This window comes from Kocuria oceani, from assembly GCF_029524215.1.
Lineage (GTDB): Bacteria > Actinomycetota > Actinomycetes > Actinomycetales > Micrococcaceae > Kocuria > Kocuria oceani.
Genome location: NZ_JARAMH010000006.1, coordinates 45,188 through 62,301 on the forward strand (window position 1 = coordinate 45,188; position 17,114 = coordinate 62,301).

At 73.4% G+C, this 17,114-nt stretch carries 15 protein-coding genes; 1 reads left to right on the forward strand and 14 read right to left on the reverse strand.

All coding sequences use genetic code 11. The features are described from left to right. The first annotated feature begins 90 nt into the window (after positions 1-90). Positions 91-1,662, forward strand: a complete 1,572-nt coding sequence (locus tag PU704_RS08350; RefSeq protein WP_277550981.1) for an LssY C-terminal domain-containing protein — start codon at positions 91-93, stop codon at positions 1,660-1,662. Here the strand turns inward: PU704_RS08350 and miaA are convergent. The 14 genes from miaA to PU704_RS08420 all read right to left on the reverse strand — a co-directional run bounded on the left by miaA (position 1,659) and on the right by PU704_RS08420 (position 17,060). Further along, positions 1,659-2,588, reverse strand: coding sequence for a tRNA (adenosine(37)-N6)-dimethylallyltransferase MiaA (gene miaA / locus PU704_RS08355; RefSeq protein WP_277550982.1), 930 nt, complete (start codon positions 2,586-2,588; stop codon positions 1,659-1,661). The two genes, PU704_RS08350 and miaA, sit on opposite strands and share 4 nt — an antisense overlap. After that, positions 2,585-4,117: a tRNA (N6-isopentenyl adenosine(37)-C2)-methylthiotransferase MiaB gene (gene miaB / locus PU704_RS08360; RefSeq protein WP_047804020.1), complete on the reverse strand. Its 1,533-nt coding sequence runs from the start codon at positions 4,115-4,117 to the stop codon at positions 2,585-2,587. Before miaB ends, miaA begins: the two co-directional genes overlap by 4 nt. 113 nt (positions 4,118-4,230) lie before the next feature. Further along, positions 4,231-4,860 (reverse strand): regulatory protein RecX, encoded by a 630-nt coding sequence (locus PU704_RS08365; RefSeq protein ID WP_277550983.1) that lies wholly within the window; start codon positions 4,858-4,860, stop codon positions 4,231-4,233. Positions 4,861-4,868: 8 nt separating this feature from the next. Further along, positions 4,869-5,978, reverse strand: a complete 1,110-nt coding sequence (recA, locus tag PU704_RS08370; protein WP_047802785.1) for a recombinase RecA — start codon at positions 5,976-5,978, stop codon at positions 4,869-4,871. Positions 5,979-6,209: 231 nt separating this feature from the next. Next, positions 6,210-6,431 (reverse strand): DUF3046 domain-containing protein, encoded by a 222-nt coding sequence (locus PU704_RS08375; protein WP_047802786.1) that lies wholly within the window; start codon positions 6,429-6,431, stop codon positions 6,210-6,212. Positions 6,432-6,639: 208 nt separating this feature from the next. Then, positions 6,640-7,071, reverse strand: a complete 432-nt coding sequence (locus PU704_RS08380) for a helix-turn-helix domain-containing protein (protein WP_047802787.1) — start codon at positions 7,069-7,071, stop codon at positions 6,640-6,642. A 164-nt stretch (positions 7,072-7,235) separates the two neighbouring features. Beyond that, a complete protein-coding gene (locus PU704_RS08385) occupies positions 7,236-7,730 on the reverse strand; it encodes a CinA family protein (protein WP_075871035.1) in 495 nt (164 codons plus the stop codon). Next, complete coding sequence (pgsA, locus tag PU704_RS08390) at positions 7,727-8,332, reverse strand: CDP-diacylglycerol--glycerol-3-phosphate 3-phosphatidyltransferase (RefSeq protein WP_047802789.1); 606 nt, start codon at positions 8,330-8,332, stop codon at positions 7,727-7,729. The genes PU704_RS08385 and pgsA overlap by 4 nt, the downstream gene beginning before the upstream one ends. A 36-nt stretch (positions 8,333-8,368) precedes the next feature. Continuing rightward, positions 8,369-11,350 carry an FtsK/SpoIIIE family DNA translocase gene (locus PU704_RS08395; RefSeq protein ID WP_277550984.1) on the reverse strand — a complete coding sequence of 994 codons (2,982 nt, stop codon included), beginning with the start codon at positions 11,348-11,350 and terminating at the stop codon, positions 8,369-8,371. A 65-nt stretch (positions 11,351-11,415) separates the two neighbouring features. Then, a complete protein-coding gene (locus PU704_RS08400; RefSeq protein ID WP_047802791.1) occupies positions 11,416-13,107 on the reverse strand; it encodes a ribonuclease J in 1,692 nt (563 codons plus the stop codon). A 12-nt stretch (positions 13,108-13,119) separates the two neighbouring features. Continuing rightward, positions 13,120-14,064, reverse strand: a complete 945-nt coding sequence (gene dapA, locus PU704_RS08405; RefSeq protein WP_277550985.1) for a 4-hydroxy-tetrahydrodipicolinate synthase — start codon at positions 14,062-14,064, stop codon at positions 13,120-13,122. A gap of 89 nt (positions 14,065-14,153) precedes the next feature. Continuing rightward, positions 14,154-14,786 carry a tetratricopeptide repeat protein gene (locus tag PU704_RS08410; protein WP_277550986.1) on the reverse strand — a complete coding sequence of 211 codons (633 nt, stop codon included), beginning with the start codon at positions 14,784-14,786 and terminating at the stop codon, positions 14,154-14,156. 4 nt (positions 14,787-14,790) lie between these two features. Continuing rightward, positions 14,791-15,594, reverse strand: a complete 804-nt coding sequence (gene dapB, locus PU704_RS08415; protein WP_277550987.1) for a 4-hydroxy-tetrahydrodipicolinate reductase — start codon at positions 15,592-15,594, stop codon at positions 14,791-14,793. 41 nt (positions 15,595-15,635) lie between these two features. Beyond that, the gene (locus tag PU704_RS08420; RefSeq protein WP_053004812.1) at positions 15,636-17,060 is read right to left on the reverse strand and encodes a M16 family metallopeptidase; all 1,425 of its coding nucleotides are present in this window, start codon (positions 17,058-17,060) and stop codon (positions 15,636-15,638) included. Positions 17,061-17,114 lie beyond the last annotated feature (54 nt).

The following is a 17,114-nucleotide window of genomic DNA, read 5'->3' on the forward strand; positions in this document are numbered from 1 at the left end:
GTCACGGCCTTCCCCGGTGCCGCCGCCGTGGCTAGCCTGGGGGCACACCGGCCGGGGTCCGGTGCAGCACGTGGGGGCGAGGACGGCCAGGTGGACGCACGAGGCAGCGACCGGGCACCGGACGCACGGAGCACGGTCCCGGGTGCGCGCCGGGGGCCCGGCCCGACCGCGGTCCTGTGGCTGCACCGCTCCGGGCGGCTGGTGACCACGCTGCTGGCGGGCTGGGGGGTCTACCACCTCGTGCTCGAGGACGTCGACGACGGGGGACGGCTGGTGTGGGCCTTCGTGCCCGTCTGGGCGCTGTCGGCGTACGTGCTGCTCCCGTCCCTGAACCGGGTGCTCACCGGCCTGTACGTGCCCCACTACTTCATCGGGCGCGCCCGCACCGCCGACGGGCTGCTGGGCGATCCGGTCAACCTGGCGGTCACGGGCAGCCCGGAGCGGCTGGCCGCGGCCATGCGCGCGGCGGGCTGGACGGCCGCCGATCCCCTGACCCCCGCCACGGCCTGGCACATCAGCCGCGCCGCGGTGCTGCACCGCAGCTACCCGGCCGCCCCGGTCAGCCCGCTGTACGTCTTCGGCCGCCGCCAGGCGCTGGCCTTCGAGCGCGAGGTCGCGGACAGTCCCGCCCAGCGGCACCACGTGCGCTTCTGGGTCTGCCCGCCGGGTTGGCGGCTGCCGGGCGGCGCCCTCGTGGACCTGGTGGGCGCGGCGACCTTCGACCGACGGGTCGGGCTCTCCCTCTTCACGCTGCAGGTGACCCACAAGGTCGCCGCGCGCACCGACGCCGAGCGGGACCTGGTCGTCGCGGCGCTGCGCTCGGCCGGCGCCCGCGTGCACGTGCTGCGCAACTTCTCCTCCGGCTACCACGCCCGCAACGGGGGCGGGGACAGCATCGAGACCGACGGGCACCTGCCCGTCCTCGACGTGCGGGCGGCCCAGCCGGCCGAGCGCCCGGGGGTGGGCCCGATGGCCGATGAGTCGCCGGCCCGCCCGCCGCGCCGTGCCGGGCCCGCCCAGACGTACGGCCGGCTGTTCGGCGCCGGTGAGTCCACCGACCGGACCGTGTACTTCAGCGACGCCGTCTTCGCGATCGCGATGACCCTGCTGGTCCTGGAGCTCATCCTCCCCGGGGACCTCCCGCCGGAGCGGCTGGAGCCGGCGCTGCGGGCTCATCTGCCGCAGTTCCTCGCCTACGTCCTGAGCTTCGCCGTCATCGGCACGGCGTGGATGAGCCACCACCGCCGGTTCACCGTCATCCGCCGCATCGACGGGCGCCTGCAGTGGCTGAACCTGCTGTCCCTGTTCTTCATCGCCCTGCTGCCGATGCCCACGAGCCTGCTCAGCGACTACGGCGGGAGCGGCTCGCCCTGGCCGGCGGCGCTGTACGCCGCGGTGTCGGCGGCCGTCTACGCCTCGCTGAACCTGGTGTGGGCCCATGCGTGGCACGCCGGGCTGATGGCGCCCGAGGTCGACGCCGGCCTGTACCGCTACGTGCTGCGCGGGCTCCTGCCGGCGCCGGTGGTCTTCGCCCTCAGCATTCCGGTGGCGTTCTGGGACCCCGGACTCGCCGCGTGGAGCTGGCTGCTCATCGTCCCTGTCTCCGCCGCGGACGGGTGGTGGCTGCGCCGCTCCACCGCGGTCGACAGCGCCTCCGGCTAGGGGCCGGTGGGCTCGGTCCGGAACCGCTGCACGAGCCGCATCGCCCGTTCCACCGTCTCGGGTCCGGAACCGCCCAGCCAGTGCACCCGCGGGTCCGCCCGGAACCAGGTCAGCTGGCGGCGGGCGAACTGCCGGGTGGCCACCACCGTCGCCTCGGCGGCGTCCTCGGCCGAGGTGCGGCCGTCGACGACGTCGAGGAACTGCCCGTAGCCCAGGGCGCGGGAGGCGGTGCGCCCGGCGCGCAGGCCTCGCCCGGCCAGCTCGCGCACCTCGGCCTCCAGACCGGCCTCCACCATGGCCTCCACCCGCCGGGCGAGCCGGGCGTGCAGCTCCGCCCGGTCGACGTCCAGGGCCAGCTGCACCGTGGGGGCCACGTACTCCCGGCGGGGCATGAACGAGGCGAACGGGCGCCCGGTCAGCTCCCACACCTCCAGGGCGCGCACCAGCCGGCGGTCGTCGCGCACCCGGGCCGCGGACTCGGGGTCCACCCGCAGCAGGCGCTCGCGCAGCGCGCCGGCGCCCTGCGCGGCGAGCTCCCGCTCGAGCCGGGCGCGGATCCGCGGGTCCGTGCCCGGCAGCTCCAGCACGTCCAGGGCGGCCCGGACGTAGAGCCCGGAGCCGCCGACCAGGACGGGCACCCGGCCGCGGGCGCAGATCTGCGCGAAGCAGGACCGGGCCTGCTGCTGGAAGTCGGCCACCGAGGCCTCCTCGGTGACGTCCAGGACGTCGAGGAGGTGGTGGGGCACCCCGCGCCGCTCCTCGGCGGTGGCCTTCGCGGTGCCGATGTCCATGCCGCGGTAGAACTGCATCGAGTCGGCGTTGACCACCTCACCGCCCAGCCGCAGCGCCAGCTCCACGCCCAGGGCGGTCTTGCCGGTGCCCGTGGCGCCGACGACGGCGACGACCGGCGGGGCCTCGGCGCTCACCGGACGGGCAGGCTCGGCATGCCCAGGCTCACGGGCCGCGGGCCGGCGCCGTCGGCGGCGGTGGCGGGCACGCCGCAGGAGTCGGCCTGGCGGCGGTCCCAGGCGTCACCGGCCCGGGAGCGCCGCAACGCGTACTCCCCCGGTCCGCGGGGGTCGGCGATCAGGTGATAGGCGGCTGCGTCGGTCACGGTGACGGTCACGAAGTCGCCGGGCCGGGGTGCCTCCGCGCCCTCCGGCACGGAGAAGTGCACGAGCCGCTGGTCCTGGGCGCGGCCGGAGAGCCGGTGGGTCAGCCCGGACTTCTTGCCCGCCTCCGCCGTGACGAGCAGCTCGACCCGGCGCCCGACCACCCGGCGGTTCTCCTCCGCGGCGATCCGGTCCTGCAGGGCCACGAGGCGCTCGAAGCGCTCCTGCACCACGGCCTTGGGCACCTGGTCGGCCATCTCCCCCGCGGGGGTGCCGGGCCGGATCGAGTACTGGAACGTGTAGGCCGAGGAGAAGCGGGAGGCGGCCACGACGTCGAGGGTGTCCTGGAAGTCCTGCTCGGTCTCCCCCGGGAACCCCACGATGATGTCGGTGGTGATCGCGGCCTGCGGGATCCGCTCGCGCACCGTGTCGAGGATGTCGAGGAAGCGCCGGGAGCGGTACGAGCGGCGCATCCGCCGGAGCACGCGGTCCGAGCCGGACTGCAGCGGCATGTGCAGCTGGGGCATCACGTTGGGGGTCTCGGCCATGGCGTCGATGACGTCGTCGGTGAAGGCCGCCGGGTGCGGGCTGGTGAAGCGCACCCGTTCCAGGCCCTCGATCCGCCCGCAGGCGCGCAGCAGCTTGGCGAAGGCGCCGCGGTCCCCGAACTCCACGCCGTAGGAGTTCACGTTCTGCCCGAGCAGGGTGACCTCCACGGCGCCGTCGTCCACCAGCGCCTGCACCTCGGCGAGGACGTCGCCCGGCCGCCGGTCGCGCTCCTTGCCGCGCAGCGAGGGCACGATGCAGAACGTGCAGGTGTTGTTGCAGCCCACGGAGATCGACACCCAGCCCGAGTAGGCGCTGTCCCGCTTGGTCGGCAGCGTCGAGGGGAAGACCTCGAGGGCGTCGAGGATCTCGAGCTGGGCCTCGGCGTTGTGCCGGGAGCGCTCCAGCAGGGCCGGCAGCGAGCCGATGTTGTGCGTGCCGAAGACGACGTCCACCCACGGGGCCTTCTCCAGGATCGTGTCCTGGTCCTTCTGGGCCAGGCAGCCGCCCACCGCGATCTGCAGGTCCTTGTTGCGCTTCTTGGCCGGGACGAGCTGGCCGAGGTTGCCGTAGAGCTTGTTGTCGGCGTTCTCGCGCACCGCGCAGGTGTTGAAGACCACGAGGTCCGGCTCGCCGCCCGCGGCCGGGACGTAGCCGGCGGCCTCGAGCAGACCGGTGATCCGCTCGGAGTCGTGGACGTTCATCTGGCATCCGAAGGTGCGCACCTCGTAGGAGCGCGGGGCGGGGGCGGCGGAGGACGCGGTCGGGTCCGAGGGCGGGGCGGCAGGGGTCGGGATCACCGGGCAATTGTACGGGCCGAAGGCCGTGCCCGTCCCGTCCGGACCGGGGACACCGCGGCGCGCAGCAGGCGGCCGTCCCGCCGCCCCGGGCACGCTGCCCGTCTCCCGGGTCAGGGGGTGTCCGGGTAGGCCTCGGTCACGTCGTCGTCCGCCGCGGCGCCGGTGCGGGCCTCGAGCTCCTCCTGGACGACGGCGAAGGCCAGTCCCGGGGCGTAGCCCTTGCGCCCGAGCATCCCCACCAGCCGGCGCACCGCCCGGTCCCGCTCTGTGCGGTCCGACAGGTCGAGTCCCGCGGGCAGCTTCCGGCGCACCAGCTCCGCGGCGTCGGCCCGCTCGTCCTCGTCGGTGCGCTGCTCCAGCGCCGCCTCGGCGAGCTCGCCCGAGACGCCGCGGGTGGCCAGCTCCCGGCGGATCGCGGAGCGGGCCAGTTTGCGGGAGCCCGCGCGGGAGCGGACGTAGAGCTCCGCGTACTGGGCGTCGTCGACGAGGCCGACCTCCTCGAAGCGGTCCAGCACCTCACGGGCCGTGTCCTCCGGGACGTTGCGGTCGGCGAGCTTGTCCTCGAGCTGCCGGCGGCTCTTGGCCGAGGCCGTGAGCTGGCGCAGCACGATCGCGCGGGCGACCTCGCGCGGATCGGGCTCCGGGTCCTGGGCGGCGGACGCCGGCGCCGCCGAGCCCTCCGGCCCGCGGTGGCGGGCGGAGGACCGGCGGCGCCGGCGTGCGTACGGGCTCTCGGTCACGGACCCGCTCAGAAGGCCGGGCCGCCGATCTCGGAGGGCAGCCCGGCGACCGGCGACTCCTCCTCGACCTCCGCGGCGCTCTCGGGCTCGGCGACGATCCCGAGCTTGACCAGGATCCGGCGCTCGATCTCCTCCGCCAGCTCCGGGTTGTCCTTCAGGAACCGGCGGGCGTTCTCCTTGCCCTGTCCGAGCTGGTCGCCCTCGTAGGTGAACCAGGCCCCGGACTTCTTGACGATGCCGTGCTCCACGCCCATGTCGATGAGCCCGCCCTCGGTGGAGATGCCCTCCCCGTAGAGGATGTCGAACTCGGCCTGCTTGAAGGGCGGGGCCATCTTGTTCTTGACGATCTTGGCCCGGGTGCGGTTGCCCACCGGGTTCGCCCCGTCCTTGAGCGTCTCGATGCGGCGCACGTCCACGCGCACCGAGGCGTAGAACTTCAGCGCCTTGCCACCGGTGGTGGTCTCGGGGCTGCCGAAGAACACGCCGATCTTCTCGCGCAGCTGGTTGATGAAGATCGCGGTGGTGTTCGAGTGCGAGAGCCGCCCGGTGATCTTGCGCAGCGCCTGGCTCATCAGCCGTGCCTGCAGACCCACGTGGCTGTCGCCCATCTCGCCCTCGATCTCGGCCTTGGGCACCAGGGCCGCCACCGAGTCGATCACGATGATGTCGATGGACCCGGAGCCCACCAGCATGTCCATGATCTCGAGGGCCTGCTCACCGGTGTCCGGCTGCGAGACGAGCAGGCTGTCGGTGTCCACGCCCAGCTTCTCGGCGTAGGCGGGGTCCAGGGCGTGCTCGGCGTCGATGAAGGCGGCGATCCCGCCGGCCTTCTGCACGTTGGCCACCGCGTGCAGCGCCACGGTGGTCTTGCCGGAGGACTCCGGGCCGTAGATCTCCACGACGCGCCCGCGGGGGAACCCGCCGATGCCCAGCGCGACGTCCATGGCGATGGAGCCGGTGGGGATGGTCTCGATCTTGGTGGCCGGGCGGTCGCCCAGGCGCATCACCGAGCCCTTGCCGTAGTTCTTGTCGATCTGCGCGAGGACGGTCTCGAGAGCCTTCTCGCGGTCGCTGCCGAACTGCTGGTCGGCGCTCTGTTTGTTGCCCTTGGCTGCCATGGTTCACCTCGTGATCGGGGGGTTCCGCCGGTGCGGCCGGAACCGTTCGTGCTGGTCGTTTCGTGTTCCACGGTATCGCCGCGGTCGGACACCCTAAGGCCTCCGCACCGGGCCTGGGGACGCCCACCGGCCGGCGGCCCGGGCGGGAGCGGGTTGTGCAGTCCACGCTGCGGTGTCGAATATACCTTCGAACCTTCCCGGGGTCCACGGGCGCGCCGGGACCGGGGCCGGTCAGCTCCGCGGGGGCCGGTCCGCGCCCCACCAGCGCGACTCCGGCACATCCTGCGCCCGGCACAGGGCGAACCACACGGTGCGGGGGTCCACCCCGTCCTCGATGGCCTCCGCGGCCGTGCGGTGACCGAGCTCCCCGAGCACCAGGTCCCGGGCCAGGACCTTGCTGTAGCCCGCTCCGAACTCGTCGGCCATCAGCTCCCAGAAGCTGCTGAGCCTCATGCGCGTCCTCCTCGGTGGTGCTGCGGCCTGCTGGTCCGCGGTGCGTGGTTCGTGTCGTGCCCCGTCGTCGTGCGATGTCCCCGACGCCCGGGGTCCGTCGCGGTGCTGCCGGCAGGGCGGCCGGGCGGGCACGTGCCGGAGGGCCCGGCGGTCCTGGGACCGACGAGCCCTCCGGGACGTCGTGGTGGGCGGGATGCCGCCCGGGTGCTCAGCGGGCGCCGGCCGCGGCGGCCTCGCCGCCGTTGACGCGCCCGAACTCCCGCGAGTACTGCTCGGTCAGGTCGCTGGGCACCGTGTCCGGGACCAGGAGGCCCTCGGCGTAGGCCAGCCGGTCCGCGACCTCGCGCAGCATCTGAGACATCGGGATGTCGAGGGCGGTGCAGATCGAGGCGAGCAGCTCCGAGGAGGCCTCCTTCTGCCCGCGCTCCACCTCGCTCAGGTAGCCGAGAGAGACGCGGGCGCTGTGCGAGACCTCCCGGAGGGTGCGCCCCTGACGCTGACGGACGTTGCGGAGAACCTCACCGATCTCCTGGCGGAGTACACCCATCTTCATGTCCTTCGTCTCGGTACCGCTGTGCTCGTCCAGGCCCACGTCCTTCCAACGGACGACACCATTGACGGACACGGGTTGCTTCGTCATGTGAATCGCTTGTCTCCTCATGTGTGCGGCAGTGTCACCGCCTGCTGCGGACGGTGTCCCCGGCGCCGGCCGGTCGACATCTTGACTTCGAACGGCTCAACTCGAGCCTGCGATCATTGCTAACCACGCTGACGGTTCCATTCTTCCCCGCCGACCGCACTTTTTCACTGGGAGTTGTCTGGGAGCAGGATGGCGGCGGTGAGCCGCTCCAGGGCCGCGGCGACGGTGGCCGCCCGGATGGCCGCGCGGTCGCCCGCGGCCTGCAGCTCCAGTGCGGTCGCGCCCCGGGGGCCGGCCAGGCCGAGGTAGACCGTGCCGACCGGCCGGCCGTCGTGCGGCTCCGGGCCGGCGACGCCGGTGGTGGCCACGGCCCAGTCCGTGCCCAGCACCCGGCGGGCGCCCTCGGCCATGGCCGCCGCGACGTCGGGGTCCACGGAGCCGCGCTCGGCCAGCAGCGCCGCCGGGACGCCGAGGACCTCGGTCTTGACCCTGTTGGAGTAGGACACGACCGCGCCCTCGAAGCAGCCCGAGGCCCCGGGGACGTCGACCACCGCGGCGGCCAGCGCGCCCCCGGTCAGCGACTCGGCGGTGCCGATGGTCAGGCCCCGCCGGACGGCCGCCTCGACGAGCGCGCCGGCGGCCGGCGCCGCGCCGCTCACGCCGGGTTCCGCCCGGCCGGCGAGCGGCGGCGCAGCTGCACGGCCTTGACCACGTAGTCCACGCCGGTCACCACGGTGACCACCAGCGCGGCGCCCATGACGGTCCAGCCCAGCCACGGCCACCAGGCACCCACCAGCGGCGCCAGGGGCAGGAGCAGCAGCAGCAGCGCGACGGTCTGCAGGACCGTCTTGAGCTTCCCGCCCTTGGAGGCGGCCATCACCCCGTAGCGGATCACGACGAAGCGCAGGACCGTGATGCCCCACTCGCGCACGAGGATCACCACGGTGACCCACCACCACAGCTCCCCCAGCATCGAGAGCACCACGAAGGCGGCCCCGGTCAGCAGCTTGTCCGCGATCGGATCGGCGATCTTGCCGAAGCTCGTGATCAACCCGCGGGCCCGGGCGATGTCACCGTCGAGCTTGTCGGTGTACATGGCCACAGCGAACACCGCGAGGGCGGCCCACCGCATGGCCGCGGAGTCCTCCCCCTGGGTGCCGCCCGCCCACAGGAACCAGACGAAGAAGGGCACCAGCACGATGCGCAGGGCGGTGAGCGCATTGGGCAGGTTGAGGTTGGAGGCCGGGTCCGCGGGGCTCATCGGGTGCTCGCTTCCTGGTGGTGGTGGTCGGTCGGCTCAGCGGCCGGTGAGCTGCCAGGCGTCCTCGGAGCCCTCGGGGTCCTCGGCGCCGTCGTGGTGGTCGACCGCGGTGGCCGCCAGCGAGGCCTCGACCGGGTCCTCCCCGTAGTCGACGGATCCGCCGGTCCCGCCGGCCGGCGCCGGCGGCTCCTCGCCGCGGAGCACGGCCAGGGTCGCGGCGAGGTCGTCCGGCTTGACGAGCACGTCCCGGGCCTTGGAGCCCTCGGAGGGTCCGACGACGCCCCGGGACTCCAGCAGGTCCATGAGCCGGCCGGCCTTGGCGAAGCCCACCCGCAGCTTGCGCTGCAGCATGGAGGTGGAGCCGAACTGCGTGGTCACCACGAGCTCGGTGGCCTGCAGGAGCACGTCGAGGTCGTCCCCGATGTCCTCGTCGATGGCCTTCTTGGGGGCCTCCTGGACGACGTCCTCCCGGTAGTGGGCCTTCATCTGGCCCTTGACGTGGTCCACGACCTCGTGGATCTCCGACTCCGAGACCCACGCACCCTGCACGCGCATGGGCTTGGAGGCGCCCATGGGCAGGAAGAGGGCGTCGCCCTGGCCGATGAGCTTCTCGGCGCCGGGCTGGTCCAGCACCACCCGGGAGTCGGTGACCGAGGAGGTGGCGAACGCCATCCGGGAGGGCACGTTGGCCTTGATCAGTCCGGTGACCACGTCCACGGAGGGCCGCTGGGTCGCGAGGACCAGGTGGATCCCGGCCGCGCGGGCGAGCTGGGTGATCCGCACGATCGCGTCCTCGACGTCGCGCGGGGCGACCATCATGAGGTCGGCGAGCTCGTCCACGATCACGAGCAGGTACGGATAAGTCCGGATCACCCGCTTGGAGCCGGGCTCGGGCTGGACCTTGCCGTTGCGCACGGCCTTGTTGAAGTCGTCGACGTGCTTGTAGCCGTAGTGGGAGAGGTCGTCGTAGCGGGCGTCCATCTCGCGCACGACCCACTGCAGCGCCTCGGCGGCCTTCTTGGGGTTGGTGATGATGGGGGTGATCAGGTGCGGGACGCCCTCGTAGGCGGTCAGCTCGACGCGCTTGGGGTCGACCATGACCATCCGCACCTCGTCGGGGGTGGCGCGCATCAGCAGGGAGACGATCATCGAGTTCACGAAGCTCGACTTGCCCGCGCCGGTGGCGCCGGCCACGAGCAGGTGCGGCATCTTCGCGAGGTTGGCCACCACGTAGCCGCCCTCCACGTCCTTGCCCACGCCCATGACCATGGGGTGCTCGGTCTTGCGGGCGTTGTGCGAGCGCAGGACGTCGCCGAGGGACACCGTCTCGCGGTCGGTGTTGGGGATCTCGATCCCGATCGCGGAGCGGCCCGGGATCGGGGAGAGGATGCGCACGTCGGCGGAGGCCACCGCGTAGGCAATGTTCTTCGACAGCGCCGTGACCCGCTCCACCTTCGTGCCGGAGCCGAGCTCGATCTCGTACCGGGTGACGGTGGGCCCGCGGGAGAAGCCCGTGACCACGGCGTCGACGTTGAACTGCTCCAGGACGCTGGTCAGGGCGGCGACCACGGCGTCGTTGGCCTCGGAGCGCTCCTTGGGCGGCGGGCCCTGCACGAGCGCCCCGGGCGTGGGCAGGGAGTAGGCGATGTCCCCCTCGAGCTTGAGCTGCTCCGCCCGGGCCGGGATGGGGGCCTCGGGGGTGTGCGTGCGGGCGGTGACGGAGGTCGAGCCCGCCGGGGCGGGCTCGACGTCCTCGAGCGCCGGGGAACCGGAGCCGGCGGCCGTGTCCGCGGCCGGCTCGAGGCCCTGCTCCCGGCGCAACTTCGTGGCGGCGAGCTGCTCCTGGGTGGGACGCTTCTGCCCCGGGCGCGGGCCGGCCGCCGACTGCGGCGCCTGCTCGGCGGGGGCCGGTGCCCCGGCCGGTTCCGCGGCGTCGGCGGCCCCTGCGGCGGCGGCCTTCCGCCGGGCGGAGTCGACGTCGAAGACGCGGGTGGGGGCGTCTCCCCCGGACCGCTCCTGGTCGACGACGGCCCGTTCGAAGGCCTCGTCCCCGCGGTAGCCGTCGAGGGCGCGCCGCTCGGCCTCGGCCTCCTTGCGCTCGCGGCGCTTCTGCCGCCGGGTCTTGCCCGCCTCGGCGCGCGCGTGGTGCTCGTCCAGGTAGGAGCGGTCGTGGTCCGCGGAGGACAGGTCGGTCGCGGAGACGGGCCCGTCCTGGCCCATCAGCCGCCAGTAGCCCTGCTTGAGCCGGGGTCCGATGAGGTTCACGGGGGTGGCGGTGATCACGAGCACGGACAGGAACAGGACGGCGACGAACACCGCCCCGGCCCCCACCGGGGTGACGAGGGCGCTGAGCGGGTCGGCGGCGAGGAACCCGACGGTGCCCCCGGCGGCGCCCAGGGCCCCGGGGCCGTCGCTCATCGAGGGGCGGCCCAGGAACAGGTGGGCCAGGCCCGAGCCGGCCACCACCGCGGCGCCCAGGCCGATGGCGATCCGGTTGTTGGCGGAGGTCTCCTCGGGATGCCGGAAGCGGCGCAGGGCGAAGCCGGCGAGGGGCAGGGGCAGGACCAGGGCCATCCAGCCGAAGGTGCCGGCGAGCACCTGGTGGACCACGGCGGCGGGCACGGCGATCCAGGCGGCCGGGGCGGCGGGCAGGTTCCACCACTCGACGGCGGCGCTGAGCAGCCCGAGCAGCAGCAGGAACAGCGCCCCGCCGTCCCGCAGCCGCTCGGCGGGCACGTCGGTGCGCAGGGTGCCCATCCGGCGCACCGCGCCGCCGACCACGTGGGCGACGGCCGTCCAGGCGCCCCCGATCACGCGGGCGCACCACAGCAGGGCGGTGCCGAGGGCGTGCAGCGCCCCCGGCGAGCTGTCGGCCGGGCGCGCGGAGGAGCCCCGCGTCGCGGTGGCGGGGCGGGAGGAGCTTTTCCGGCTGGTTCCCGACGACCGCGCGGAAGACGTGCTGTTCTTGCCACGCGACGTCGAGGCGCCCTTGCGGGCAGGGGAAGTACGAGTCGCCATGCTCCCAGGGTAGACCACGGCCTCCCCCCGCCCGCGGTGCCGCACGGGCGGAGGAGGTGGGGTGGTCAGGCCTCGATGACCACCGGGACGATCATGGGCTTGCGGCGCAGCTTGCGGCTGACCCAGGAGCCGATCGTGCGGCGCACCACCTGCTGGAGCTGCTGGGTGGTGTGGTTCTTGCCCGAGTGGTTGATCGCGTCCTCGAGGGCGGCGGTGATCTTCGGCTTGATGTCCTCGAAGACCTGGTCGTCCTCGGCCACGCCCCGGGCGTGCACGTCGGGGCCGGAGACCACCTTGCCGGTGTCCCGGTTGACCACGGTGATCACCGAGATGAAGCCCTCCTCGGCCAGCACCAGGCGGTCCTTGAGGTCGGCGTCGGTGATGGTGCCCACGGAGGAGCCGTCCACGTAGACGTCCCCGCACTCCACCTGCCCGGTGATCCGGACCTGGCCGGCGGTCATGTCCACCACGGTGCCGTTCTCGGCCAGCAGCACGTGGTCGGTCGGGACGCCCGTCTCCTCGGCGAGCTTGCCGTTGGCGATGAGGTGGCGGACCTCGCCGTGCACCGGCATGACGTACTCGGGCTCGATGATGTTGTAGCAGTACAGCAGCTCCCCGGCGGCGGCGTGCCCGGAGACGTGGACCTTGGCGTTGCTCTTGTGCACGACGTTCGCGCCCAGGCGCATGAGCCCGTTGATGATCCGGAACACGGAGTTCTCGTTGCCCGGGATCAGGGAGGACGCGAGGATCACGGTGTCCCCCTCGGTGAGCTGGACCTTGTGGTCCCCGTTGGCCATCCGCGACAGCGCGGCCATCGGCTCGCCCTGCGAGCCGGTGCACATGATGACCAGCTGGGAGTCGGCGTGGTCCTCGATCTTCTTCTGGTCGACCAGGGTGTTCGGCGGGACCTCGAGGTAGCCGAGCTTCTCGGCGATGGTCATGTTGCGGACCATGGAGCGGCCCATGAAGACGACCTTGCGCCCGTGCTCCGCGGCGGCGTCGAGCACCTGCTGCACCCGGTGGACGTGGGAGGAGAAGGACGCCACGACCACGCGCTTGGGGGCCCGGCCGATCACGTCGGCCAGCACCGGGCCGATGTGCTTCTCCGTGGGCGTGAAGCCGGGGACCTCGGCGTTGGTGGAGTCGGTGAGGAACAGGTCCACGCCCTCCTCGCCCAGCCGGGCGAAGTGGCGCAGGTCGGTGATCCGGCCGTCCAGGGGCAGCTGGTCCATCTTGAAGTCGCCGGTGTGCAGCACCGTGCCGGCCCGGGTGCGCAGGAACACGGCCAGCGCATCGGGGATGGAGTGGTTGACGGCGACGAACTCGACCTCGAACTCGCCGAGCCGTTCGACCTGCCCCTCCCGCACCGCCATGGTGTAGGGCTTGATGCGGTGCTCCTGCAGCTTCGCCTCGATGAGCGCGAGCGTGAGCTGGGAGCCGATGACGGGGATGTCCGGCCGGCGCTTGAGCAGGTAGGGCACGGCGCCGATGTGGTCCTCGTGCCCGTGCGTGAGCACCACGGCCACGACGTCGTCGAGCCGGTCGATGATGTAGTTGATGTCCGGGAGGATCAGGTCCACGCCGGGCTGGGTCTCCTCGGGGAAGAGGACCCCGCAGTCGACCACGAGCAGCTGCCCGTTGATCTCGAACACCGTCATGTTTCTGCCGACCTCGCCCAGCCCGCCCAGGGGGACGACGCGCAGCGCGTCCTTGCCGAGGGCGGGGGGAGCGGACAGGTCAGTGTGCCATTGGGTCATGGAACTCTTTCGTCATTCGATGGTGCCGGAGACGATCGAGCCCTCCAGATCCGCGCGGATCAGGGCGGCCTCGGCCTCCGTGGGTGGGACGTGCGGGAGCCGCACGGTGTTGTGCGGCAGCTTGCCCTGCCACATGAGGATCGTCTTGGCCGCCACGGCGCCGGGCGCGCGGGTCATGGTGGCGCGGACCACGGGCTCGAGGTCCAGGTTGAGGCGCTGGGCCGTGCCCAGGTCGCCGGCGCGCACGGCGTCGATGAGCCGGCGGTACTCCGCGGTGGCCACGTGCGTGGTGACGCCCACCAGGCCGGCCGCGCCGAGGGACATCCACGGCAGGGTCAGCCCGTCGTCGCCGGAGTAGTAGAGCAGGTCCGTCTCGGCCAGCACCCGGGTGGCGGCGAGCAGGTCCGCCTTGGCGTCCTTGACGGCCACGATGTTGGGGTGGTTCGCGAGGGAGATCAGGGTCTCGGTGGCGATGGGGATGCCGGAGCGGCCGGGGATGTCGTAGAGCATGATCGGCAGGTCCACGGAGTCGGCGAGGCTGCGGAAGTGCGCCTCGACCCCGGCCTGGGTGGGCTTGTTGTAGTACGGGGTGACGATGAGCAGCCCGTCCATGCCGATCTTCTCGGCCGCCCGGGAGAGGTAGCGGGAGTGCTCGGTGTCGTTGGAGCCGGTGCCGGCCAGCAGCGGCACGCGGGAGCCCACGGCGTCCTTGACCGCGCGGAACACGGAGAGGTTCTCCTCGTCCGTCATGGTCGAGTACTCGCCCGTGGTGCCGCAGACCACCAGGCCGTCGCAGCCGTCGTCGACGAGCCGCGACGCCACGGCCGCGGTGCCCTCCAGGTCCACGGAGCCGTCCTCGGCGAAGACGGTGATCATCGCGGTGAGCAGCGTCCCGAACAGGGGCTTGTCCGGGGTGGTGGGGCGGTCGGCGGAGGAGGACGTGGCGAAGTCAGTCATGGGCCCCAGGCTACCGTCTCCGCGCCGGGGTCCGCGCCGGGGCGGGCGGTCCCGGGGCCGCCGAGGGGGCAGGTCGCGACGGCCACGGCTCAGTCCAGGCCCTCGCCGGCCGGTCCGGCGGCCTCCACGTTGCGGGCCGGGCGCCCCTGGGACAGGGCCACGGCGTCGCGCATCGCGGAGCGGGCGCGGCGGCGGTCCCCGGCGTCGGCGTAGGCCAGGGAGAGCCGGTACCAGTTGCGCCAGTCCCCGGGATCCTCCTCGGTCTGGGCCCGGCGGACGTGGAACCGCTCGTCGGCGGCCGCGCGCACGATCCGCCCGCCCGGAGTGCGCGGCAGGTCGTCCGCGGGCAGCCCGCCCTCCGCCTCCAGGGTGCGGCCGAGCTGCTCGGTGCGGACGCCGAAGAGGACCTCGCGCACCAGCGCCCACACGCCCACGGCCGGCAGCACCAGCAGGGCGAGGCCGAAGGCCTTGGGGATCCAGCCCTCGGTGCCCAGCAGCAGGACCGAGCGGTGCAGGCTCAGGACGAGGTAGACGACGAGCAGGGCGGTCATGGCCGCGGCCAGCGCCTTCGCCCGGCTCGTGGACTCCAGCAGCGTGAAGACCCCGGCGAAGACGAGCACCGCGAGGATCCACAGCTTCGAGCCGTCCGGGATCGGCAGCAGCCACAGGGTCACGGCGCCCGCCGCGAGCAGCACCCAGCCCCAGACGCGCATCGAGCTCATCGGGTCACAGCTCCAGGTCGAGGTAGCCCTCGAGGCCGTGCGTGAGCCCCGGGTGGGAGCCGACCTCGCGCACGCCGAGGACCACGCCGGTCATGAAGGAGATCCGGTCGAAGGAGTCGTGCCGGATGGTGAGCTGCTCCCCGACGCCGCCGAGCAGCGTCTCCTGGTGGGCCACCAGTCCGCGCAGGCGCACGGAGTGCACCCGGACGTCGTCGACGAGCGCCCCGCGCGCGCCGGCCGGGTCGTGCTCGGTGGCGTCGGGCGACGGCGCCGTCCCGGCGGCCCGCCGGGCCTCGCCGACGAGGGCCGCGGTGCGCGCGGCGGTGCCGGAGGGGGCGTCGACCTTGTCCGGGTGGTGCAGCTCCACGATCTCCACCGACTCGAAGAACCGGGCGGCCTGGGCGGAGAAGCGCATCGCCAGCACCGCTCCGACCGAGAAGTTGGGTGCGATCAGCACGCCCACCTCGGGGTGCTCGGCCAGGAGCACCCCGAGCCGGTCCAGCCGCTCGGCGTCCCAGCCGGTCGTGCCGACCACGCAGTGCATGCCGTGCTCCACGGCGAAGCGGACGTTGGTCTCCGTGGCGGAGGGGACGGTGAGGTCGACCACGACCTCGGCGCCGGCGGCGACCAGGGCCTGCAGGGAGTCCTCCCGGCCGAGCTCGGCGACGAGCTGCAGGCCGTCGGCGCGGCGCACCGCCTGGACGGCCTCGCTGCCCATCCGGCCGCGGGCGCCGAGGACGGCGACCCGGAGCTCGGCGGGGACGGACGCCGCGGCGTCGGTGGTCTCGGGGGCGGTGCTCTCGGTCATGGCTCCAACTCTAGGCGACGAGGGGTGGGCGGGGACGGCGGTCAGCGGCGGGAGGGCGCCACGATGGTGGTGACGACGGGGCCCTCGGCCAGCCAGCCGGCGAGCTCCCGGACCTGCTCGGGGGTCACCGAGCGCACCCGGTCCAGCGACTCGTCGATGTCGAGGAACTCCCCCGACTTCAGTTCCGCCGAGCCCAGCCGCGACATCCGCGAGCCGGTGTCCTCCAGGGCGAGCACGGTGCCGCCGCCGAGCTGGCCGACGACCTTGCGCAGCTCGTCGGCGCCGATCCCGTCCGCGGCGAGGGTCTCGAGCCCGCCGGTCATCAGCGCCACGACCTCGTCGGTGCGCGCCGGCAGGCACCCGGCGTACATCCCGAAGTAGCCCGCGTCCGAGTACGCCCCGGAGAAGGAGAACGTGCTGTAGGCCAGCCCGCGCTTCTCCCGGATCTCCTGGAACAGGCGGGAGGACATCCCGCCGCCCAGCGCGGCGTTGAGCACGGTCATCGCGAAGCGGCGCTCGTCGCCGGCGACGATCCCGGGCCGGCCCACGAGCACGTTGGTCTGCTCCACGGGCCGCTCCAGGAAGTGCTCGCCCCACTCGGGGGCCAGCGGGGCGGGGGTGCGCACGCGCCGGGCGACCGGGGCGGCGGGTGCGGACGGGTCCCAGCCCGCGCGGCCGAGGGCCTCCGCGACGAGGGCCACCACCACGTCGTGCTCCAGCCCGCCCGCGGCCGTGACCACGAGGCCCTCGGGCCGGTAGTGCCGCCGGTAGTGCTCGAGCACCGCGTCGCGGGGCACGGCCAGGATCTCCTCCGGCGTGCCGCCGATGGGACGGCCCAGCGGATGGTCGCCCAGCACCCGCTGGGTGAACTCCTCGAAGGCGACGTCCTCGGGGTCGTCCTTGTCCATGGCCAGCTCCTCGAGGATCACCCCCCGCTCCCGTTCGAGCTCCTCCGGGTCGAGGACGGCCGAGGTGACCATGTCGGTGATCACGTCGATGGACATCGGCAGGTCCTCGGCGAGCACCCGGGCGTAGTAGCAGGTGTGCTCCTTGGCCGTGGCCGCGTTGGACTCGCCGCCCACCTCGTCGAAGGCCTCGGCGATCTGCAGCGCGGAGCGCCGGGTGGTGCCCTTGAACAGCAGGTGCTCCAGGAAGTGGGTGGAGCCCAGCCGCCCGGGCTGCTCGTCGCGGGAGCCGACGCCCACCCAGAAGCCGACGGTCACGGCGCGCTGGGCCGGCATCCGCTCGGTGAGCACGCGGGTGCCGCACGGCAGCACGGTGCGCCGCACCACGTTTCCGCCCTCGCCCTCGTGCAGGGTGTGCGTGAACCCCCCGGCCGCGGCGGTCAGCGCCCCGGCGGTGGTGGTCGGTGAACTGCTCAGGACCGCCGAGAGGCGGGCGCCCGGTCCCGGGGTGGTCCCCGGGCCGCGGTCGCCCGCCTCCAGCGGCAGATCGACTGCCGTCATCCAGATGTGCTGCTTTCTGTGCTCGTGCTCTGCTGCGCGCGGGAGTGTCCCGGC